Source organism: Superficieibacter sp. HKU1, from assembly GCF_029319185.1.
Lineage (GTDB): Bacteria > Pseudomonadota > Gammaproteobacteria > Enterobacterales > Enterobacteriaceae > Superficieibacter.
Genome location: NZ_CP119754.1, coordinates 3,496,826 through 3,518,834 on the forward strand (window position 1 = coordinate 3,496,826; position 22,009 = coordinate 3,518,834).

A 22,009-nucleotide genomic window follows, 5' to 3' on the forward strand; every position below is an offset into this window, starting at 1 on the left:
CATTATGAAAAAACGTTTATTAGCAGCGTCTGTTTCGGCGCTGCTGGCTGGCCTCGCAGGAATGCCTGCGCACGCCGATGAAGAGGTCAACGCCTGGCGGTTATTCGTTGCCGATCACGATAAGCCGGTAGTGACGGTCATTGACGCGCTGAACAGCAGTAAAATGGCGACCTTCCCGGTTAAAGGACCGGCAAATTTAGCCCGCAGCGAAAGCGGTGCCACCGTATTCGCAATTCAGGGCAGCGCGGGTGAAGTCTCCGTGATATCGTCCGGCATTGCGTTTCACGATCATGGCGACCATGCGGATATTGATGTTGATCCTCCGCGGCTGCTGGACCTGACCTTAACCGGTAAAAAACCGGGCCATTTTGTTGAGCGCCAGGGGAAAGTCGCCCAGTGGTTTGACGGTGAAGACAGCGCGGAAATCTTAAGTGAAAAAGCGGTACTGGCCGGTACGAAAGAGATTACCCGGGTTAACGTTGTTGCGCCTCATCATGGCGTCGCAGTGCCTTACGATCGCTATGCGGTGGTCTCAATCCCCAATCCTGAAGATGCCGCAAAACGGCCGATTGGCGCGCGCGTCGTCGGCCTTGACGGGAAAAAAGTCGGTGAGGATGCGCCGTGCCCGGGCCTGCATGGCTCAGCCGGTTCGGGCGATATTTTTGCCCTCTCCTGTGAAACGGGACTTCTGCTGATTTCCCAGAAAGGCGATGCGCCGGTCATTACACATCTTCCCTATGCCGCCTCCCTCCCGGAAGGCAGCACCTCAACATTAATTGGCGGCAAAGGGCTGCAGTATTTTATCGGGAATTACGGGCCGGACCGTATTATCCTGGTCGATCCGACCGAAACCGATAGCTTCCGTCTGATCCAGCTGCCCACCCGCCGGGTGCATTTTGTTGTCGACCCGGTACGTTCGAAATTCGCTTACGTCTTTACCGAGGATGGAAAACTGCATCAGATTGACGTCTTAAAAGGCGAGATTAGCAAGTCAGTCACCTTAAGCGAACCGTACTCGATGGACGGTCACTGGAACGATCCGCGCCCGCGTATTGCCGTTGCGGACAAGCAGATTTTCGTCACCGACCCGCTGAAAAGTAAAATAGACGTGGTGGATGCCGACAGCTTTAAAAAGACCGGCGAAATTAACGTTGCCGGTCAGCCGTTTAATATCGTTGCCGTCGGCGGCTCCGGCATGGTTCACGGCCATAGCTACGACCATCACGATTAACAGGAAAAATCATTTTATTTTCTCGGGCCTGCGCTCCCGGCAGGCCTGCTCCTTTTTACGTTATTGAGATTTGCTTTTCAATTTGCCACTGGAATTGATTTTAATGAAAACTAACCTGATAACACTCTTGCTCACTGCACTTTGCAGTACGCATGCTTTTGCCTTCAGCATTGATTATCGTCACGAAGTGCAGGATCGGGCAGAAAACACGCATAAAGACCGGCTACTACTGTCTCACCGTTTTACTAATGGCTTTGGACTGTCATCAGAGGTGAAATGGAAAACGGGCGATAGCGACGCTGACAATAATAAAATTTATCATGAAAATACCAGCGACGGCTTTGAGGTTACGCCCAGCTACCTGTATGGCTTTAACAAGATTTATTCTCTTGAAGGAGGGCTGAATATTGTTTCCGACAGCGGTTACACAAATTATCGCCCCTATATTAAAAGCATTATCAATATTGCCGAAGATGTAAACTGGTCGCTGCGTTATCGCCCGTTTTATAAACGCTATAGCGCAAACCGGAATACTGAAAAAGAGACTTCGGAGAACGGCGTGACTATTACCTCCGTACTGGGATATCGCTTCCTGAGCCAGTGGGGTCTGGATTACGAACTGGAATACCACAAAACCAACACCGCCTTCTTTGCGCCGGTCGCGAATAATAACAGCTATCAATGGTCGCACGATCTTAAACTGGCGTATTCAGTGGATAAAAACTGGAAGCCTTATGTCGCCATCGGCAACGTCTCCGGCAGTAAATACACTGATGAACGCCAGACGCGCTATCGTGTTGGGGTCACGTATAACTTTTAAGGCGTAACGGGCGGCTGACGCCGCCTTCAGGGAATGGGCAATGGAAAGCTCCAGCACGCCAGCGCCGATCACGGCGATATTTTTACGGTCAATGCCCATCCCGTAAGGATATCAGCGTTCCGTGTCGGACGCGTCGCTCAGCTCATTCAACACAATCTGCTTCGCACTGGCGGTTTCCAGCTTATCGCCATAATCATCCGACAAATCCGGCAGGCTGGTAAACTGGCCGTCAAGAAACAGAAAGTCGATTTTACCGGCGATATCGTCCAGCGCTTCCCGCTCCGTATTTATCCCTTCGCCATGCTCTTTGTTGCCATCCAGAAGCCAGGCGATCCCGCCCTCTTCCGTCTGGTACCCGCCGATATCAATGATATGGCCGTCAATATTTTGCGCCAGAATGCGCTGCTCACAGAGATAAATAAAATAGGGCATACGGTCCTGTTTATTATTCGCGGCCATCGTCATGATCCTCATTGTGATAATCGTATAAGAATGGGTAAGTATAGGCGGCTTCAGGCGGAGTGCGCCTCAGCCCCCCGGCGCCATCGTTACGGCTCCTCAAACCACGGCGCTACCGGATCGGGATAGTGCCGCCACTTTGCGGGACCTTCCGCCATCTCTTCATCGGTCAGTAACGCCGCATTGAGCCTGGCGGTGAGGGTGGCTTTATTCATATTCATACCGATAAACACCAGCTCCTGACGGGCATCGCCAACGCCTTCCAGCCAGTTTTCGCGGATATACGCCAGCGACGCCTCATCCGTCGGCCATTGCTCCCTCGGCACGCTGGCCCACCACATACCGCCCAGCCCTTCACGCGCCACGCCGCCAGCCTGCGACCACGATCCGGCGAACTCCGCACGGCTTGCCAGCCAGAAATAACCCTTTGAACGTACCACCCCGGTCAGCGCAGTTTCCATCACCTGCCAGAATCTTGCCGGATGAAAAGGCCGTCTGGCGCGGAAGACAAAGCTGGCGATCCCGTACTCTTCTGTTTCCGGCGTATGCTCGCCACGCAGTTCTTTTAGCCAGCCGGGGGCTTCTGCTGCTTTATCGAAATCGAATAGCCCGGTATCCAGCACCTGATCCAGCGGAACCTGACCGAACCGGGCGGTAATAATCTTCGCCCGGGAATTGAGCGAGCGGAGGATAGCGGTGAGTTTTTCTCGCCGGGCATCGTTAATGAGATCGGTTTTGTTCAGCACCAGCACATCGCAAAATTCAATCTGATCGATAAGTAAATCCACCACGCTACGGCGATCGTTTTCGCCCAGCGATTCACCACGCGCCGCGATACTGTCCACCGATTCATAATCGTTGAGAAAGTTGAAGGCATCCACCACGGTCACCATGGTATCCAGCCGGGCGACGCTGGAGAGACTCTGCCCGTCTTCTCCGGCAAAGGTAAAGGTCTCGGCCACCGGCAACGGTTCAGAAATCCCCGTCGATTCAATGACCAGATGATCGAAACGCCCTTCTTTTGCCAGCCGGTTCACCTCCAGCAGTAAATCTTCCCGCAGCGTGCAGCAGATACATCCATTACTCATTTCCACCAGTTTTTCATCGGTGCGGGAAAGCTCAGCGCCGCCGTTTCTGACCAGCGCTGCATCAATGTTTACTTCAGACATATCATTGACGATCACCGCCACACGCCTACCTTCGCGGTTATTGAGTATATGGTTCAGTAACGTTGTCTTGCCGGACCCTAAAAAACCAGAAAGAACGGTGACGGGCAGTCTCCGTTGATTATCGCGTACAGCTATAGACGCTGCCATGTTTACCCCTTTTCTACCAGTACATGAACATTCGATTATTTTTGCTATGTTATAACATAACAATACCAGGTGCCAGTATTGTTAAAATGGGGCGTAAAAGCCGATCACGGCTGGCGCTGCGGAGCATTGGTAAAGGAAGTGTAAATATGCGCTGGTAATTGTAAATAGTAATAACTATCATTGCCATTCTCAAATAGTCAGCTTCTTCCCCGTGGGCAACACGAACGTTGCACCACGTCACAATAAAAGAAGCGGCGTTATCCTTCCTGACAGGAACCTGGTATGTCTTTTGATAGCAAGGAAACCGGCGCGTCCGGTATTACCGTTTCATTACTGGCGTTGGCTATTCACGCCATTGTTGCCCCTTCGCTTGCCCACGCTGAGGAAGCGAACGCGCCTGAGCAAGAGATGGTCGTCGAAGGGTCGGCCACGCCAGCAGACGGCGACACCGCACACGACTACAACGTTCTCACCACCCACGCGGGAACAAAAATGACCCTGACGCCGCGTGACGTTCCCCAGTCTTTCAGCGTGATAACGCAGCAGCGTATGGAAGATCAGGATCTGCAATCTATCGGTGAGGTGCTGGACAACACGACCGGTATCTCATCTCAAATCGTCGATAGCGAGCGCTCCTCATACTTCTCGCGCGGGTTTGAAATCAGTAACTACACCTACGATGATATCCCGACCTCCGTCAGCGACGTCTGGAACTACGGCGATGCCGCGTCTGACACCGCCATTTACGACCGCATCGAGGTGGTGCGCGGCGCTACCGGCTTGATGACCGGGGCGGGCAGCCCGGCGGCGTCGGTCAATATGGTGCGCAAGCATGCGGACAGCAAAACCTTCATCGGCAACGTCAATGCCAGCTACGGAAGCTGGAATAAGCAGCGCTACGTGGCAGACGTCTCTGGTCCGCTGAATGAGATGGGATCGGTGCGCGGGCGTATTGTCGCCGGCTATCAGGATCAGGACGGCTGGCTGGACCGCTATCATAAATCCAAAAAATTCCTTTACGGGGTGGTGGATGCGGATGTATCCGACCACACCACGCTGTCGCTGGGCTACGACTATCAGGAGAGCAATACCGGCAATCCGACCTGGGGCGGGCTGCCGACCTGGTACAGCAACGGCGTGCGTACCCATTACGATCGCAGCACTAACACCTCGGCGGACTGGGCGCGCTACAGCCTGGATTCGCGTAAAGTCTTCGCTAACGCCACGCATAACTTCGATAACGGCTGGTCGCTGCGGGTGAATGGCACCCATGCGGAGGAGAATTTTAACGACAAGTTGCTCTACGTGATGGGCTCCCCGGATATGATCACCGGTGAAGGCACCAGCGGTTTTGGCAGTAAAGATAAAGGTAAGCGCAAGCTGGATTCAGTCGATACTTATGCGACTGGCCCGTTCTCCCTGCTCGGACGCCAGCATGAACTGGTTGCCGGGGTGAGCTACAGTCGCCAGCATAACGCCACCTACAGTGCCGATGGTCCGGTTGATAGCGAGCAGATGGGGCGTTTTGATGATAGCTGGAACGGCGATGTCATCGATCCTGAATGGGGCGACTGGTATCTCAATGCTGACGATGTGGTGCGGCAGAAATCCGCCTACTCCGCCGCCCGCTTCTCGCTGGCCGACCCGCTCTCCTTAATTGTCGGCGCGCGCTATACGCAGTGGAGCACCAACGGCAGTAGCGGTGATATGAGCAAAACCAATATTACGCCATACGGCGGGCTGGTTTATGACATCAACGATATCTGGTCAGCCTACGCCAGCTACACATCCATCTTCCAGCCGCAGACCAAACGCGACAGCAGTGGCAAATATCTTTCACCCGTCACCGGTAAAAGCTACGAAACCGGGCTGAAATCCGACTGGCTGAATGGCCGCCTGACGGCCACGTTTGCGGTGTTCCGCATTGAGCAGGATAACGTCGGCCAGGCGATCGATGGATCCTTCGTTAACGGCGGCAGCGAGCAGGCATACTACCCGGCAAAAGGGGCTACCAGCAAAGGGGCTGAGTTCGAACTGAACGGCGCGGTGACCGATAATCTGCAAATGACCTTCGGCGCAACGCGCTACGTCGCCCGCGACACGTCCGGCCGCTTTAACAGCAACATGCCGCAGACCACGTTCAAACTGTTCACCCGCTATCAACTGCCGATGCTGCCTGACGTCACTATTGGCGGCGGAGCGAACTGGCAGAATGGGGTCTACAAAGACGCGACCGCGCCGGACGGCGAAACGAAGCGCGTATCGCAGGGCAGTTTCCCGCTGGTTAGTCTGTTTGCCCGCTACCAGATGACGAAGCAGCTGGCGGTGCAGGCGAACGTTGAAAACCTGTTTGACCGCAGCTATTACACCTGGCTTGGCGATTCAGAAGTGTACGGCGAGCCGCTGAATTATTCGGTGAATCTGTCTTATACGTTCTGATACAACTGGCCCCGGCGCGAGCGTCGGGGCCAACAGCACTACTGCCAAAAAACCAATCTGTTATTCAGGAATACGCAATACCTGGCCGGGATAGATTTTCTCCGGGCTTTTCAGCATCGGCTTATTGGCTTCAAAAATCTTATTGTACTTATTTGCGTCGCCATATACCTGTTTGGAAATAGCGCTCAGGGTATCACCGGATTTTACGGTATAGAACTGGCTCTCTTTAGCCGGGGCATCCGTTTTGACCTGATCGTCAACGCTGGAAATACCCGCGATATTGCCTACCGCCACCAGCAGCTTTTCTTTAGCTTCCTGGCTCAGGGCAATACCGGAGACCACGGCTGCGCCGTCAGTTACCTGTACGTTAACTTTATCCGCGTCCGGAATACCGGTTTTGCTTAGGTGATCCTGAACTTTTTTTGCCTGATCGTCATTATGGCCGGATACTGCATCCCAGAGTTTCTCGCCAGCATCTTTTACAAAGTTAAACAGTCCCATTTTTACCTCGTTATAGGCAGTGAAGATATCAACAGTGTAGCAGAAAATAATTACTCTACATTCTGCAACGTTTATAAATAAGCATCTGTATCAGAAAGTTATAGAGCCGATAGTTAAATTAATTCATCAGTTAATTCCGATAAATAATATATTTTGGGGCATAAATTTAAATAGATAGTATTTTGCAGCAGAGGATATCTCTACTGCAAAATTTGTGATCCTATTTTTCTAAATGACTGATGCGCACCAAAGGCGGATCCTGCTTTTTATCCAGACTACCGCTCAGGGTGAGCAGATGATCTGGTTTAACCTCACGATCGTTAAAGACGCTCGGTGGAATTTGCACCGTGATTTCACCGGTTTTGTCGCGGAACAGGAAGCGGTCGTCACCGGTTTTTTTCACCAGGTTACCGCGAAATGAGACTGATGCGCCATCGTGCATCGCCTTCGCTTTTTCGATGGTTGAGATGCGTGCATCCTCAACCCCACGATATCCGTCATCCATCGCATGCGGCGGCGGCGGAGCATCCCCCGGTTTCAGGCCACCTTTTTCTTCAGCGTGTACGCCCATACTTAGCAATGAGCCAAGAAGAATGAAAAGCGCTGTCTTATTCATCTGTGCCTCTCCGGTTATTCAGGTCAGCTATAAGCATGGCAGTCATCTTACGTTCCTGCAAATTCGCCGGGTTATTGCCGCTAATATACTGATGAAAGTACACAATGCCTCGCGCTTATTTCTCTGTCTGTGCGGGAAATTTAGCTATATTACGTGGTAGCGTAGTGATTAATGGACGTTAACCGTAACCCTGAAGGTCGTAATGAATAATTCCATAAACCCGTCAGCCACTGAGCAACACAATCATTCCCCGCTCTCTGTAGAACAGATTGCCGACCGTCTGGGCAGTCTCCTTACGCAAAAAAATTTACGCCTGACGACCGCGGAGTCCTGTACCGGCGGGCAAATTGCCACCACGCTGTGCGCGGCAAAAGACACCCCTGATTTTTACGGCTGCGGATTTGTCACCTTTACGGATGAGGCGAAAAGCCGATTACTGCACGTGCATCCCCGAACGCTGGCGGAGTATACCGCCGTTAGTCGTCAGACCGTGGAAGAGATGGCGCGGGGTGCAAGAGAGGTCTCAGGTGAACCACTGTCCGTTGCGGTCAGCGGTTATGCGGGCCCGGATGATGGTCCGGACGGGACACCCGCCGGCGTTGTCTGGTTTGCATGGTCTGTGCTTGAGCAGCCGGTGATAAGCGAATCCCGGCAGTTTAGCGGTGAGCCTGAAGACGTGATTAAGCAGGCGGTACAGTTTGCCCTCGCCCGCGTGCTGCACTTTCTGGAAGAAGAGACTGAAGCCTCAGAGTAATCCCCTGAGGCTTTATATTAATTGCGCGTCTGTACCCAGAAAGCATGAATAAGTCCGGGAATATAACCCAGCAGCGTCAGAATAATATTCAGCAGAAACGCCCAGCCGAAGCCTTTACCAATAAGTACTCCCAAAGGGGGAAGAATGATCGTAATTACTACGCGCCAGAAACCCATAAAAAACTCCGTATAAAAAGCAGGCTATTGTAAAAAAAGAGATTTTCTCTCTAAGCGTAAACAGTGTAGTCAACGGTGGAGGTTGCGCCCCGCCTTTTTACCCTCTTTTACCTTCCTGACGTTACTATGCTAATGTTTTGAACAATGAACCACATCAACAGGAGAGTAAGTATGTTCTCAACGGGCGATATCGTGCAGCCGCGCATTGGCGGCCCAAAGTTAAAAATTATTGAGGTAAATGCCGATCAGATTGTTGCCGTTCCGGCAAATGACGAGCAGGGCAATAAAGTCACGCTCAAGGCCGCTGACGTGGTGCTCTACGCCGAAGATGGCGATTTTGGCGTTTGTTGATCGCAGGCGGTGAGGCTATACCTCGCCGCAGCGCAAATATGCATTTCCATTCATTTTAACCGCATAATAACCCTCTCATGTTTTCAGCATTATCCTCTGCTAAACGCGTTTTTATCCTATAAAAAATGCTTTACCGCCCGCGTAATGACGTTACTCCCGATACTCTACTGAAAAATGTGAAGTGACGCAGACTGTCTAAAATGCACCAAAACCCTCACCAATCCTAACTCATTGATTTAAAAATAATAAAAACACAACAGCAACGAAAATAACGAAACGCGTAAAAAACAGACAACCACAAAGCAATTTATCCATAAAAATTAAGTAAATAAAAATATTCATCTAGTTGTGAGTTTATAAGCAGTCATATAATCTATACACATCGAATGAAGCGGCTATTCCCGCTAATCCCCTACTTCCTTTTTCTTCAGGAGCACAACGATGTTCTCTGCGCAGTCCCGTCTGCGTCACGCGATGGCTGACACGTTTGCAATGGTGGTCTACTGCTCCATTGTTAATATGCTGATCGAGATATTCCTCTCCGGAATGACGTTTGAACAGTCGCTTTCATCGCGTCTGGTGGCAATCCCGGTTAACATTATTATTGCGTGGCCTTACGGTTTTTATCGCGATGCGATTATGCGCGTGGCGCGCCGCATTAGCCCGGCGGGATGGATTAAGAATCTGGCGGATGTGGTGGCGTATGTGACGTTTCAGTCACCGGTCTATATTGCGATTTTGTTGACCGTGGGCGCGGGCTGGCCGCAAATTGTGGCGGCCGTCAGCTCGAATATTGTGATTTCCATGTTGATGGGGGCGGTCTATGGCTACTTTCTGGACTACTGCCGCCGTCTCTTTCGCGTCACGGCATGCCAGCAGGCAAAAGCCTGAGGGAACAGCATTAACCCGGCTGGTACTCGCCGAATACACCTTTAACAAAACGCTCAAGTGCCATCCGTGAACTGAAGCCGTGAGGAATGCCGTAATGTTCCTCGCGGTGGCCTCCCAGATAAAGCGGGAAGTGCTGATAGTGATCGCAGGTTTTTATATCCGAGGCCGGATCCGCAAGCGTCATGCACCGTTCTTTCAGGGTCGGATGGACAATCAGCGCCGTTCTTCCCATCCGCGCTTCGCGATTAACATATACGTAGTCCTCCCCACGCTGATAACCGTAAGTCTTCTGCGTGACTACATCCATTGTGAATCCCATTCTTTCAAGAACGCGCGCCACCTCATCGGGTCGTAAATACATATTTTATCCTCGTTATCTTTTACTGCATCGCCACCTTAACGTATTCAGCATTAGCACCGCTTTCAGAAAAGTCCATAAAAGAGTTTTTAGCGCTGCGTTTAATTTCCGGGTCAAAAAAGGTGGTCTACACTTAAAAACACATCGAAATCAATGGAGGATCCCATGTTTAATCGACCGAACCGTAACGATGTAGATGATGGCGTTCAGGATATCCAGAATGACGTTAATCAATTAGCGGATAGCCTTGAATCCGTATTAAAGTCCTGGGGCAGTGATGCCAAAGGCGAAGCAGAAGAAGCGCGCCGTAAAGCGAAAGCGCTGTTAAAAGAAACGCGTGCACGTGCCAACGGCCGTACCCGTGTGGGCCAGGCAACGCGTGACGCCGTAGGTTGCGCAGGAACGTTTCTGCGTGAAAAACCCTGGTGCAGCGTCGGTACAGCCGCCGCCGTCGGGATTTTCTTTGGCGCACTATTGAGCCTGCGCCGCCGCTAATTCATCCCCTGTTTTAATCAGAACCCCTGCTGGTCGCCCGGCGGGGGGTTTTCTTTTTTCCCCCCTGCTCCGCTCTGCGTCAGCCACGGCGCGCCTTCCCACGCTACGTTCATCTGCCAGGCAAAACTTATCTAAAAATACTATATCTTGTATGGTTGAACTTTTAGTTATCTACATCTAGTATCTCATCTTATGAAGCAACACGACTCCGACGCGATATCCGCGCCGCCACTCTCATTCTAAATGGAAATACGAATCATGCGTATTATTATTTACACCCGAAATGATTGCGTTCAATGCCACGCCACCAAACGTGCGATGGAAAGTCGCGGACTGGCGTTTGAGATGGTTAACCTGGATGTTGAGCCGGATGAAATTGAGACGCTGCGTGCCCAGGGCTATCGCCAGCTGCCGGTGGTCATCGCCGGTGAAACCAGCTGGTCTTGCTTCCGCCCGGATATGATCAATCGCCTCAGCGCTGCGCCCGTTGCCGCCCGCGCGTGAGTACGCTCGTCTTCTTCTCCAGCAGCTCGGAAAACACGCTGCGTTTTATCGAGCGGCTGGGATTGCCCGCGGTACGTATTCCGCTGAACGAGCGCGAACGCATCCGGGTAGATGAACCCTACATTTTGATTGTGCCGAGCTACGGCGGCGGCGGAACGGCAGGCGCAGTGCCGCGCCAGGTGATCCGCTTTTTAAATGATAAACATAATCGGGCGCTAATTCGCGGGGTGATTGCTTCAGGGAATCGCAACTTCGGCGAAGCTTACGGGCGCGCCGGAGATGTCGTTTCGCAGAAATGCAACGTTCCCTGGCTTTATCGTTTTGAGCTGATGGGCACCCAACGTGATATCGATAACGTGCGAAAAGGAGTGAGCGAATTTTGGCAACGACAACCGCAGAACGCGTAACGCAGGCCGCGCCGGATTACCATGCGCTAAACGCCATGCTGAATCTGTATGACAACGCAGGCCATATCCAGTTTGAGAAAGATCGTCAGGCCGTGGACGCCTTTTACAGTGCGCATGTCCTGCCCAATACGGTCACTTTCCCGCATCAGGACGCGCGCCTCGACTGGCTGGTGAGCGAAGGGTATTACGACGACAGCGTGCTGGCCCGTTACGACCGCGCCTTCGTGGTGGATCTATTTGCCCGCGCGCACGCCAGCGGTTTTCGTTTTCAGACCTTCCTCGGCGCGTGGAAGTTTTACACCAGCTATACGCTGAAAACCTTCGACGGCAAACGCTATCTTGAGCATTTCGAAGATCGGGTGACGATGGTGGCGCTGACGCTGGCCCAGGGCGATACCGCGCTGGCACAGCAGCTAACCGATGAAATGCTGTCCGGTCGCTTTCAGCCCGCCACGCCAACGTTTCTCAACTGCGGCAAGCAGCAGCGCGGCGAACTGGTTTCCTGCTTCTTATTGCGCATTGAAGACAATATGGAGTCGATTGGCCGGGCAGTGAACTCCGCTCTCCAGCTCTCGAAGCGCGGCGGCGGCGTGGCGTTTCTGCTCTCCAACCTGCGCGAAGCAGGTGCGCCGATTAAACGTATTGAAAACCAGTCTTCCGGGGTGATCCCGGTGATGAAAATGCTGGAAGACGCTTTCTCCTACGCTAACCAGCTCGGCGCGCGTCAGGGTGCGGGCGCGGTCTATCTGCACGCGCACCATCCGGATATTCAGCGTTTCCTTGATACCAAACGCGAGAATGCCGACGAAAAAATCCGTATCAAAACCCTTTCGCTTGGCGTGGTGATCCCGGATGTCACTTTCCGTCTGGCGAAAGAGAATGCGCAGATGGCGTTGTTCTCGCCCTACGATGTGGAACGCATTTACGGCAAACCGTTTGGCGATATTGCGGTGAGCGAACTCTATGATGAGATGGTCGCCGACGAGCGAATTCGCAAAACCTGGATTAACGCCCGCGACTTCTTTCAGACGCTGGCCGAGATCCAGTTCGAGTCCGGCTACCCGTACATTATGTTTGAAGATACGGTTAACCGCGCCAACCCGATTGCCGGGCGCATTAACATGAGCAATCTGTGCTCGGAGATTTTACAGGTCAACAGCGCCTCCACGTTTGATGACAATCTCGATTACGCCCATACCGGGCACGATATCTCCTGCAACCTCGGATCGCTGAATATTGCGCATACGATGGATTCGCCGGATTTTGGCCGTACCGTTGAAGCCGCCGTTCGCGGCCTGACCGCCGTCTCCGACATGAGCCACATCCGCTCGGTTCCCTCGGTAGCGGCGGGCAATGCTGAGTCGCATGCCATTGGGCTGGGACAGATGAACCTGCACGGCTACCTGGCACGGGAAGGGATCGCCTACGGTTCGCCGGAAGGACTGGATTTCACTAATCTCTATTTCTACACCATTACCTGGCATGCGCTGAATACGTCCATGATGATTGCCCGCGAACGTAATCAGCGCTTCGCCGGGTTTGAGCAGTCGCGCTACGCCAGCGGCGAGTATTTCCGTCAGTATCTTGAGGATGACTGGCAGCCAAAAACGGCGAAAGTGGCGGCACTTTTTGCACGCGCCGGCATTACCTTACCCACCCGCGCGATGTGGCAGCAGTTGAGCGAGGAGGTGAAACGCTACGGCATTTATAACCAGAATTTGCAGGCGGTGCCGCCGACCGGGTCAATTTCTTACATCAACCATGCGACCTCCAGCATCCACCCGATCGTGTCGAAGATTGAAATTCGCAAGGAAGGAAAAACCGGGCGCGTGTACTACCCTGCCCCGTTTATGACCAACGATAATCTGGCCCTGTTCCAGGACGCCTATGAGATCGGCGCGGAGAAAATCATTGATACCTATGCCGAAGCCACGCGCCATGTCGATCAGGGATTGTCGCTAACGCTGTTCTTCCCGGATACCGCCACCACCCGCGATATCAATAAAGCGCAAATTTACGCGTGGAAGAAAGGCATCAAAACGTTGTACTACATTCGCCTGCGCCAGCTCGCGCTGGAAGGCACCGAAATAGAAGGCTGCGTGTCATGCGCGCTGTAAGGAGAGAGGGATGAACCGCCTGTCGCGCGTAAGCGCCGTGAACTGGAACAAAATCCACGACGATAAAGATCTTGAGGTCTGGAACCGTCTGACCAGCAACTTCTGGCTGCCGGAAAAGGTGCCGCTGTCGAATGACATTCCCGCCTGGCAGGGACTGAGCGCAGCGGAACAACAGTTGACCATTCGCGTCTTCACCGGGCTGACGCTGCTCGATACCATTCAGAACACGGTGGGCGCGCCGGCGCTGATGGCCGACTCGCTGACGCCGCATGAAGAGGCGGTGCTGTCGAACGTCAGTTTTATGGAGGCGGTGCATGCCCGCTCCTACAGCTCGATCTTCTCAACTTTATGCCAGACCAGAGATGTGGATGCCGCCTATCTGTGGAGCGAAGAGAACGCCCCGTTACAGCGTAAAGCGCAGCTGATTCTGGAGCGCTATCGCGCCGACGAGCCGCTGAAGAAAAAAATCGCCAGCGTGTTTCTGGAATCGTTTCTGTTCTATTCCGGCTTCTGGCTACCAATGTATTTTTCCAGCCGCGGTAAATTGACCAACACCGCCGATCTGATTCGCCTGATCATTCGCGATGAAGCGGTCCACGGTTACTATATCGGCTACAAGTACCAGAAAGGGCTGGAGAAACTCAGTGCGGAAGAGCGTGAGGCGCTGAAGAATTTTGCCCTCGAATTGCTGATGGATCTTTACGACAACGAGCTGGCCTATACCCACGATCTGTATGCCGATACCGGCTGGGAAGAGGATGTTCAGTCCTTCCTCTGCTATAACGCCAATAAAGCGCTGATGAATCTGGGATACGAACCGTTATTCCCACCGGAGATGGCCGAGGTCAACCCGGCTATCCTTGCGGCGCTCTCGCCTAACGCCGATGAAAACCACGACTTTTTCTCCGGGTCAGGTTCCTCTTATGTGATGGGCAAAGCGGTGGAAACCGAAGACGAAGACTGGAATTTCTGACGATAAATCCTGCCGGGCATTGTTCATGCCCGGCGGTGGATCAGGCACGCGGATGAAGCGGAATGCGTGTCAGGTGTGAGACCAGCTCCAGCTCGGCTTTACGGAACGGTAGCCCGTTCTCATCAAAAACATCGTGGAACCAGAGGTGGGCATAATCACCCTGCTCTCTCAGGACGACCGGCCACGGCATGAAAGTTTGCGTTTTCCCGCGTACCAGCCCCCACTGATACGGCACCACGTTACAACCATGCATAAGCGGCAGTTGCGCCTCAAAAGTGCTGCCAACGTGACGGGCCAGCCATTCGGTGCAAAACAGCGGACGACCAAATTGCTCCACGCGACGGATAGCGCGGACCATTTTTGCCGTGCCGACATAGGCGTGAAAGCTGATCACATCAGAGAGTTCCAGCGCGGCGCAATCGACAGGGTGCTGATAGATTTCCTCATCCGGCTGCTCCGGATCCTGCGAAACATGCCAGGCCCCTACGGTTAACGGCTGAACAGGATCTTCATCTCGCGCCCACTGAAAGGTCTTCCTCATCAATTCCAGGGCAAAATGCTCCAGCTTTTCATCGTACAGCACCTCTTCAGTCCCGCTGGCAAAGGTGCCGCGGTTACCCGGTTCGTTGTACAAATCCCAGACGATAATGCGCGCATCTTCGCGGAAAGTGTGGATGATATCACGCACGTAGCGTTCGATTTCCGGCCACACAGCATAGTCGCAAACCTTGTCGCGTCCCGGACTGGCGGCAGCCTGGCTATTATGCTTGCCGGGCACCGGCGCTTTTTGCGGCCCGAGATAAGGTTCATCGCCGGAAAACCCGCAGTCGTCCATCAGGGTGAGCATGGTACGAAAGCCCTGTTTCGCCGCTATCGCTAAAAAAGCGTCGATGCGGCTAATCAGGCCGTCCCGGTCGTGCTGCCAGACGATAAACGGCAGGTTAATACGTAACGTGTTGTAACCCACATCCCGCGCCCAGCCCAGCTCCTGAGCGATAGTTTGCGCATCGAAGGTTGCGCCCTGCCACAGTTCCGTCCAGTTCACGGCGGTCCGCGGCAAATAGTTGAATCCGCACATCCACCCCTGCTGCTGATACCAACGATGTGCCAGTTCCTTACTCCATTGTTGACGCATAAACTCTCCTGTTATCCTTTGCGAGTAATATTTATTAGCTAATAAATATTACCTGACCTCCTGAACTGCAAGATCGCCGTGAGATAGTTGTTATGATGATCACATTCCCTCGCGTGGAGGGCGGCGGGCATAAATCCCCTGACAGGCTATGGTATAGTGGGAAAAAGATCGGATAGCCGATGGCGAAGATGATGAAAAAGAAAGAAAAAATCACCATGAACGATATCGCTCGCGAGGCGGGCGTCTCGCAGGCGACGGTGTCTTTGATCCTCAATAATTCACAAAGCATTAAGCTCAGCGAGGAAACCCGTCAGCGGGTGATCGGCACTGCGCAAAAGCTGGGGTACAAAAAGATCCCGCCACCGCATCAGATGGAGGGACAGGAGGAGATCGCGATCCTGGTTAACGCCATGCCGGGCTACGATCCCTTTGTCGACGCGTTTAATCAGGCCCGGGATGCCGCATGGCGCAACAACGCTCTGCTGACCCTTTACGACTACGGTGATGATGGCGAACTGGCTATCCATATTATCCGTCAGCTTGAACAGCGGCGCTGCGCCGGGATTATCCTTGCGTCACCTGTTACCCGCGCGATTGATTTCTCACCGTTTGACAACTGCACCCGCATCCCGCTGGTGCTGCTAAACGTTTACGATCGAAACTACCCGATGGTGCCGACGTTTTTGCCGAACGATTATGCCAACGCCTTACAGATCGCCCGGCATCTGATTGCCCAGGGCGCGCGGCGCATTGCCCATATTACCGGCGATCGCTGGATGGACGCGTCGCAACATCGTCTGGAAGGGTATAAGGCGGCGCTGGCGCAGGCAGAAATCGAGTTCGATCCTTCGCTTATCATCAGCACCAACTGGCAGCTTAATGAAGCCCGGTGCGCTACCCGCCAGCTGATGCAGGGTTCAACGCCGCCAGACGCCATCTTTTGCGCCAGCGACTGGCTCGCGCTGGGCTGCTACCAGGCGCTGGCCGAATTGCAGATCGATGTTCCTCAGCAGGTCATGGTGGCGGGCTATGACGATCAGCGCTACACCGGTCAGCTCACGCCTGCATTAACCAGCGTTCAGCTTCCCTACGCCGAGCTGGGACGGCTCGCCGTGGAATATCTTTGTGAGGGAGAAGATGCTGCCACCCAGGTCACGATGACCGGAAAACTGAGGGTACGTCAGTCGACCCAGCGTTAGCTATATTCATTATTATTCGTCAGGAAATATCCTCAGTTTCCTGACCGGATATTTCCCAAAGATTGCATATTTATCACACATATATTTCAATTTAGGTTAAGGTTAATAGTACGAAGCGCAATCGTCAGAATCATCCGATTCAGGACGCCCTTCTGCTGTGGCTTTAAAAAAATATCAACTTTATTCGATTCCCGCTCAGCCCTTATATCATGGGAAATGCCGCCGATCCTGGTGCGGCAATATTCGTGCCAACCGGCAGTGTGAGGGTTGCCACAGATTCTCAGTGTGCTAGGGTATACCGCGGTGATTATTTCTTACAGGTAGCAAATCGACAAAAGCAAATAACGGGAATCTTTTTATTGCATGGCAATTAAATTAGAAGTTAAGAATCTATATAAAGTATTTGGCGAGCATCCACAGCGCGCGTTCAAATATATCGAGAAAGGACTTTCGAAAGAGCAAATTCTGGAAAAAACAGGGCTATCGCTTGGCGTTAAAGACGCGAGTCTGGCCATTGAAGAAGGCGAGATATTTGTCATCATGGGATTATCCGGCTCGGGTAAATCCACAATGGTACGCCTTCTCAATCGCCTGATTGAACCCACCCGTGGACAGGTGCTGATTGACGGCGTCGATATCGCCAAAATCTCAGATGCTGAACTCCGCGAGGTGCGCAGGAAGAAAATTGCGATGGTGTTCCAGTCATTTGCGCTGATGCCACATATGACCGTGCTGGACAATACCGCGTTTGGTATGGAGCTGGCGGGCGTTTCTGCGCAGGAGCGACAGGAAAAAGCGCTGGATGCGCTGCGTCAGGTCGGTCTGGAAAATTACGCTCACGGCTACCCGGATGAACTCTCCGGCGGTATGCGTCAGCGTGTCGGTCTGGCCCGCGCCTTAGCCATCAATCCTGATATTCTGTTAATGGACGAAGCGTTCTCCGCTCTCGATCCGTTAATTCGTACCGAAATGCAGGATGAGCTGGTGAAATTGCAGGCGAAGCATCAGCGTACCGTGGTCTTTATTTCTCACGATCTCGATGAAGCAATGCGCATCGGCGACCGCATTGCCATTATGCAAAATGGTGAAGTGGTTCAGGTCGGTACGCCGGATGAAATTCTTAATAATCCAGCGAACGATTATGTGCGCACCTTCTTCCGCGGCGTGGATATTAGTCAGGTCTTCAGTGCCAAAGATATTGCTCGTCGCAGTCCGGTAGGATTGATTCGTAAAACGCCGGGCTTCGGTCCACGTTCAGCGCTTAAATTATTACAGGATGAAGATCGCGAATACGGCTATGTGATTGAACGCGGCAATAAATATGTTGGCATTGTCTCCATCGATTCCCTGAAAGCGGCGCTCAGCCAGCAGCAGGGCATTGAGGCGGCGTTAATCGATTCCCCGCTTGCGGTGGAGGCGCAAACGCCGCTCAGCGAACTGCTTTCCCACGTGGGCCAGGCACCCTGTGCCGTGCCGGTAGTGGATGAAGAGCAGCAATACCTTGGCATCATTTCAAAACGGATGTTGCTACAGTCTTTAGATCGCGAGGGGGCTACCAATGGCTGATCAAAATAACCCGTGGGATACCGCACCTGCCGCTGATAACGCAGCACAATCCGCTGATGCCTGGGGCGCGCCCGCTGCGCCCGCCGACGGTGGTGGAAGCGCCGACTGGCTTAACAGCGCGCCCGCGCCAGCACCAGAACATTTCAACATCATGGATCCGTTCCATAAGACGCTGATCCCACTCGATAGCTGGGTGACGCAGGGGATCGACTGGGTGGTGACCCATTTCCGTCCGGTATTCCAGGGCATTCGCGTGCCGGTGGATTATATCCTCAACGGTTTTCAGCAGCTGCTGCTGGGAATGCCTGCGCCGGTGGCGATTATCGTCTTTACCCTGATTGCCTGGCAGATTTCCGGCCTCGGCATGGGGGTTGCGACGCTGATCTCCCTGATTGCAATTGGCGCCATTGGCGCCTGGTCGCAGGCCATGATCACCCTGGCGCTGGTGCTTACCGCGCTGCTGTTCTGCGTGATACTGGGACTGCCGCTGGGGATCTGGCTGGCGCGAAGTCCGCGCGCGGCGAAAATTATCCGTCCGCTGCTGGATGCGATGCAAACCACGCCTGCGTTCGTTTATCTGGTGCCTATCGTCATGCTGTTCGGAATTGGTAACGTGCCGGGCGTAGTGGTCACCATTATCTTCGCCCTGCCGCCGATTGTGCGCCTGACGATCCTGGGTATTAACCAGGTGCCGGCGGATCTCATTGAGGCATCGCGCTCCTTTGGTGCCAGCCCGCGTCAGATGCTGTTTAAAGTGCAGCTCCCGCTGGCAATGCCCACCATTATGGCAGGCGTGAACCAGACGCTGATGCTGGCCCTCTCCATGGTGGTTATTGCCTCGATGATCGCCGTAGGCGGTCTGGGTCAGATGGTACTGCGCGGCATTGGCCGTCTCGATATGGGTCTGGCGACCGTTGGCGGCGTGGGGATCGTGATCCTCGCCATCATTCTTGACCGCCTTACTCAGGCCGTTGGTCGCGATTCCCGCAGCCGTGGTAACCGCCGCTGGTACGCGACTGGCCCGCTGGGATTAGTGACTCGTCCCTTCATCAAATAATCACCCTTGCCCGGCGGCGTAACGTCTGCCGGGCCTGCCCGACCTCACTCAATTAAAAAGGAACAACGATGCGACATAGCACGATTTTAGCCACTGCCCTGGCCACTCTTGTTTCCACCAGCACCTTTGCAGCCGATTTGCCGGGTAAAGGCGTAACCGTTCAGCCGGTACAGAGCACCATTTCTGAAGAATCCTTCCAGACGCTGCTGGTCAGCCGCGCGCTGGAGAAGCTGGGCTACACCGTGAATAAGCCGAGCGAAGTTGACTATAACGTGGGCTATACCTCTATTGCCTCCGGTGATGCGACCTTTACCGCCGTTAACTGGCAGCCGCTGCACGATGATATGTATGCCGCCGCCGGTGGCGACAAAAAATTCTACCGTGAAGGCGTATTTGTGACCGGCGCGGCGCAGGGATATCTGATCGATAAAAAAACCGCCGAGCAGTATAAGATCACCAATCTCGCCCAGCTGAAAGATCCGAAGATTGCCAAAATCTTTGATACCAACGGCGACGGCAAAGCGGACATGATGGGCTGCTCGCCAGGCTGGGGCTGTGAAGCGGTTATCAACCACCAGAATAAAGCGTTCGATCTGGAAAAAACGGTTGATGTCAGCCACGGTAACTACTCGGCGATGATGGCGGATACCATCACCCGCTTTAAAGAAGGTAAGCCGATCCTGTATTACACCTGGACGCCGTACTGGGTAAGCGACGTGATGAAACCGGGTAAAGATGTGGTCTGGTTACAGGTGCCGTTCTCTTCGCTGCCGGGCGAGCAGAAAGATATCGATACCAAACTGCCGAACGGCGCGAACTATGGTTTCCCGGTGAATACCATGCATATCGTCGCCAACAAAGCCTGGGCAGAGAAAAATCCGGCGGCGGCGAAACTGTTCTCGCTGATGAAACTGCCGCTGGCGGATATCAACGCGCAGAACGCGATGATGCACGAGGGTAAAGCGTCCGAGGCCGATGTTCAGGGCCACGTTGACGGCTGGATCAAAGCCCACCAGCAGCAGTTCGACGGCTGGGTGAAAGACGCGCTGGCCGCACAGAAGTAATCGCTCTGATATCCCCTCCTCCACGGGAGGGGATCGCCCCAACCGCACAATCCAACACGCGCTCCCTCCCCGTTAGCATCAATCATTCGTTATTATGGGTACAACGTAAATAACCATCACTGATAACAATGAACAAATCTACTCAGGCGCTGAGCCCAACGCTTATCGTGCTTATGTCCGTCGCCACCGGCCTTGCCGTGGCCAGCAACTATTATCCGCAACCGCTGCTTGATACCATCGCCAGAGCGTTTTCCCTGACGCCCGGCCAGGCCGGATTTATCGTCACGGTGGCTCAATTAGGCTATGCCGCAGGTCTGCTGTTCCTGGTCCCACTGGGCGATATGTTTGAACGGCGCAAACTGATTGTCTCCATGACGTTACTTTCGGCGATGGGGTTGTTGATCACCGCCAGCAGTCAGTCGCTCGCGGTCATGCTCCTCGGCACCGCGCTGACCGGCCTGTTTTCGGTCGTGGCGCAGATCCTCGTTCCGCTGGCCGCCACCCTCGCCACTCCGGAAAAGCGCGGTAAAGTGGTGGGGACCATTATGAGCGGACTGCTGCTTGGCATTCTGCTGGCGCGAACGGCAGCGGGACTCCTCGCCAGCCTCGGCGGCTGGCGTACCGTTTACTGGGTGGCCGCAGTATTAATGGCATTGATGGCGCTGATTTTGTGGCGCGGCCTCCCCAGCGTCAAACAGGAAAACCATCTTAGTTATCCGCAGATCCTCGGCTCGGTATTTACGCTTTTCTTACGCAACAAACTGTTGCGTACCCGCGCGATCCTCGGCTGTCTGACCTTTGCTAACTTCAGCATTCTGTGGACCTCAATGGCTTTTCTGCTCGCCTCTCCACCGTTTAACTATCCGGAAAGCGTGATTGGTCTGTTTGGTCTGGCAGGTGCCGCAGGCGCGCTGGGCGCACGTCCTGCGGGTGGGCTGGCGGACAGAGGTAAAGCCCATCTGACCACCACCGTCGGCCTGCTGCTGTTGCTGCTGTCGTGGATAGCCATCTGGTTCGGTCACGCTTCCGTACTCGCATTAATTATCGGTATTCTGGTGCTCGACCTCACCGTGCAGGGCGTGCATATCACTAACCAGACGGTGATTTACCGCGTGCAGCCCGATGCGCGTAATCGGCTGACTGCAGGCTACATGACCAGCTACTTTATCGGCGGCGCGGCGGGTTCGCTGATTTCCGCCGCTGCGTGGCAACACGCGGGCTGGGCGGGCGTCTGCGGGGCGGGCGCGATTATCGCGGTACTGAATTTATTGGCCTGGTGGCGCGGTTCAGCTCACTAAACCTGTCCGGCGGTGGGATGTTAACCCATCCCGCCGTCTGGTATGGTGTTATAACCTGTTAATTCACGTGATTATCACCCCGGTTATAAATCAAGCAAACTATGGCAAGCCCCGCTCACACTTCCGCTCGTTTTCCGCTTAATCAGGCGACCCTGTTTGAGGGGATCAAAGACAGTCTGCCCATCGTAATCAGTTATATTTTTCTAACGCTCCTGAGCGCAGCAGCCTACGGATTCGCCTGGAAATGGTGGGTGAATATATAATTGGCAAATATTAATTTAG

23 protein-coding genes are annotated in these 22,009 nt (G+C 53.7%); 16 read left to right on the forward strand and 7 right to left on the reverse strand.

What is annotated here, in order from left to right:
• Positions 1–4: 4 nt before the first annotated feature.
• Both aztD and P0H77_RS16580 read left to right on the forward strand, forming a co-directional pair.
• Positions 5–1,231 carry a zinc metallochaperone AztD gene (gene aztD / locus P0H77_RS16575; RefSeq protein ID WP_276158281.1) on the forward strand — a complete coding sequence of 409 codons (1,227 nt, stop codon included), beginning with the start codon at positions 5–7 and terminating at the stop codon, positions 1,229–1,231.
• A gap of 103 nt (positions 1,232–1,334) precedes the next feature.
• On the forward strand, positions 1,335–2,051 hold the full coding sequence (locus P0H77_RS16580) for an oligogalacturonate-specific porin KdgM family protein (protein WP_276158283.1): 717 nt from the start codon (positions 1,335–1,337) through the stop codon (positions 2,049–2,051).
• Positions 2,052–2,162: 111 nt separating this feature from the next.
• Here P0H77_RS16580 and P0H77_RS16585 read toward each other — a convergent pair whose 3' ends face one another.
• Positions 2,163–2,510, reverse strand: a complete 348-nt coding sequence (locus P0H77_RS16585) for a hypothetical protein (RefSeq protein ID WP_276158285.1) — start codon at positions 2,508–2,510, stop codon at positions 2,163–2,165.
• 89 nt (positions 2,511–2,599) lie between these two features.
• Positions 2,600–3,826: a zinc metallochaperone GTPase ZigA gene (gene zigA, locus P0H77_RS16590; RefSeq protein ID WP_276158287.1), complete on the reverse strand. Its 1,227-nt coding sequence runs from the start codon at positions 3,824–3,826 to the stop codon at positions 2,600–2,602.
• Positions 3,827–4,108: 282 nt separating this feature from the next.
• Between zigA and fhuE the strand changes: the two genes are divergently transcribed.
• The gene (fhuE, locus tag P0H77_RS16595) at positions 4,109–6,265 is read left to right on the forward strand and encodes a ferric-rhodotorulic acid/ferric-coprogen receptor FhuE (RefSeq protein ID WP_276158288.1); all 2,157 of its coding nucleotides are present in this window, start codon (positions 4,109–4,111) and stop codon (positions 6,263–6,265) included.
• Positions 6,266–6,325: 60 nt separating this feature from the next.
• On the opposite strand, the gene lysM is transcribed toward fhuE, so the two are convergent.
• Together lysM and P0H77_RS16605 are read right to left on the reverse strand one after the other, a co-directional pair.
• Positions 6,326–6,766 carry a peptidoglycan-binding protein LysM gene (gene lysM / locus P0H77_RS16600; RefSeq protein ID WP_276158290.1) on the reverse strand — a complete coding sequence of 147 codons (441 nt, stop codon included), beginning with the start codon at positions 6,764–6,766 and terminating at the stop codon, positions 6,326–6,328.
• A gap of 220 nt (positions 6,767–6,986) precedes the next feature.
• Entirely contained in the window at positions 6,987–7,382 is a 396-nt protein-coding gene (locus P0H77_RS16605) for a YdeI family stress tolerance OB fold protein (protein WP_276158292.1), read from the reverse strand.
• A gap of 202 nt (positions 7,383–7,584) precedes the next feature.
• Here P0H77_RS16605 and P0H77_RS16610 point away from each other — a divergent pair, with 202 nt between their 5' ends.
• On the forward strand, positions 7,585–8,136 hold the full coding sequence (locus P0H77_RS16610) for a 2-oxo-tetronate isomerase (protein ID WP_276158294.1): 552 nt from the start codon (positions 7,585–7,587) through the stop codon (positions 8,134–8,136).
• Positions 8,137–8,153: 17 nt separating this feature from the next.
• Here P0H77_RS16610 and P0H77_RS16615 read toward each other — a convergent pair whose 3' ends face one another.
• A complete protein-coding gene (locus P0H77_RS16615) occupies positions 8,154–8,312 on the reverse strand; it encodes a YqaE/Pmp3 family membrane protein (protein WP_103678479.1) in 159 nt (52 codons plus the stop codon).
• Positions 8,313–8,483: 171 nt separating this feature from the next.
• On the opposite strand from P0H77_RS16615, the gene P0H77_RS16620 reads away from it, so the two are divergent.
• Both P0H77_RS16620 and alaE read left to right on the forward strand, forming a co-directional pair.
• Positions 8,484–8,663: a hypothetical protein gene (locus P0H77_RS16620; protein WP_176919542.1), complete on the forward strand. Its 180-nt coding sequence runs from the start codon at positions 8,484–8,486 to the stop codon at positions 8,661–8,663.
• 441 nt (positions 8,664–9,104) lie between these two features.
• Complete coding sequence (gene alaE, locus P0H77_RS16625) at positions 9,105–9,554, forward strand: L-alanine exporter AlaE (RefSeq protein WP_176919543.1); 450 nt, start codon at positions 9,105–9,107, stop codon at positions 9,552–9,554.
• A gap of 10 nt (positions 9,555–9,564) precedes the next feature.
• Here the strand turns inward: alaE and P0H77_RS16630 are convergent, their stop codons facing one another.
• On the reverse strand, positions 9,565–9,915 hold the full coding sequence (locus tag P0H77_RS16630; RefSeq protein WP_176919544.1) for a DUF2002 family protein: 351 nt from the start codon (positions 9,913–9,915) through the stop codon (positions 9,565–9,567).
• Positions 9,916–10,077: 162 nt separating this feature from the next.
• Between P0H77_RS16630 and P0H77_RS16635 the strand changes: the two genes are divergently transcribed.
• The 5 genes from P0H77_RS16635 (at position 10,078) to nrdF (ending at position 14,408) form a co-directional block, all read left to right on the forward strand.
• Positions 10,078–10,407 (forward strand): DUF883 domain-containing protein, encoded by a 330-nt coding sequence (locus P0H77_RS16635; protein ID WP_276158298.1) that lies wholly within the window; start codon positions 10,078–10,080, stop codon positions 10,405–10,407.
• Between the two features lie 243 nt (positions 10,408–10,650).
• Positions 10,651–10,911: a glutaredoxin-like protein NrdH gene (gene nrdH, locus P0H77_RS16640; protein WP_276158300.1), complete on the forward strand. Its 261-nt coding sequence runs from the start codon at positions 10,651–10,653 to the stop codon at positions 10,909–10,911.
• On the forward strand, positions 10,908–11,318 hold the full coding sequence (nrdI, locus tag P0H77_RS16645) for a class Ib ribonucleoside-diphosphate reductase assembly flavoprotein NrdI (protein WP_276158301.1): 411 nt from the start codon (positions 10,908–10,910) through the stop codon (positions 11,316–11,318). The genes nrdH and nrdI overlap by 4 nt, the downstream gene beginning before the upstream one ends.
• A complete protein-coding gene (gene nrdE, locus P0H77_RS16650; protein ID WP_276158303.1) occupies positions 11,291–13,435 on the forward strand; it encodes a class 1b ribonucleoside-diphosphate reductase subunit alpha in 2,145 nt (714 codons plus the stop codon). Before nrdI ends, nrdE begins: the two co-directional genes overlap by 28 nt.
• 10 nt (positions 13,436–13,445) lie before the next feature.
• Positions 13,446–14,408 carry a class 1b ribonucleoside-diphosphate reductase subunit beta gene (gene nrdF, locus P0H77_RS16655; protein ID WP_276158305.1) on the forward strand — a complete coding sequence of 321 codons (963 nt, stop codon included), beginning with the start codon at positions 13,446–13,448 and terminating at the stop codon, positions 14,406–14,408.
• A 40-nt stretch (positions 14,409–14,448) separates the two neighbouring features.
• Here nrdF and P0H77_RS16660 read toward each other — a convergent pair whose 3' ends face one another.
• A complete protein-coding gene (locus P0H77_RS16660; protein WP_276158307.1) occupies positions 14,449–15,543 on the reverse strand; it encodes a cellulase family glycosylhydrolase in 1,095 nt (364 codons plus the stop codon).
• A gap of 191 nt (positions 15,544–15,734) precedes the next feature.
• On the opposite strand from P0H77_RS16660, the gene P0H77_RS16665 reads away from it, so the two are divergent.
• The 5 genes from P0H77_RS16665 (at position 15,735) to P0H77_RS16685 (ending at position 21,727) form a co-directional block, all read left to right on the forward strand.
• On the forward strand, positions 15,735–16,742 hold the full coding sequence (locus tag P0H77_RS16665; RefSeq protein ID WP_276165163.1) for a LacI family DNA-binding transcriptional regulator: 1,008 nt from the start codon (positions 15,735–15,737) through the stop codon (positions 16,740–16,742).
• A gap of 363 nt (positions 16,743–17,105) precedes the next feature.
• Positions 17,106–18,308 carry a glycine betaine/L-proline ABC transporter ATP-binding protein ProV gene (proV, locus tag P0H77_RS16670; RefSeq protein WP_276158308.1) on the forward strand — a complete coding sequence of 401 codons (1,203 nt, stop codon included), beginning with the start codon at positions 17,106–17,108 and terminating at the stop codon, positions 18,306–18,308.
• Positions 18,301–19,365 carry a glycine betaine/L-proline ABC transporter permease ProW gene (gene proW / locus P0H77_RS16675; protein ID WP_276158310.1) on the forward strand — a complete coding sequence of 355 codons (1,065 nt, stop codon included), beginning with the start codon at positions 18,301–18,303 and terminating at the stop codon, positions 19,363–19,365. Before proV ends, proW begins: the two co-directional genes overlap by 8 nt.
• Before the next feature lie 68 nt (positions 19,366–19,433).
• On the forward strand, positions 19,434–20,429 hold the full coding sequence (gene proX, locus P0H77_RS16680; RefSeq protein WP_176919555.1) for a glycine betaine/L-proline ABC transporter substrate-binding protein ProX: 996 nt from the start codon (positions 19,434–19,436) through the stop codon (positions 20,427–20,429).
• 128 nt (positions 20,430–20,557) lie between these two features.
• Positions 20,558–21,727, forward strand: a complete 1,170-nt coding sequence (locus P0H77_RS16685; RefSeq protein WP_276158312.1) for an MFS transporter — start codon at positions 20,558–20,560, stop codon at positions 21,725–21,727.
• Positions 21,728–22,009 lie beyond the last annotated feature (282 nt).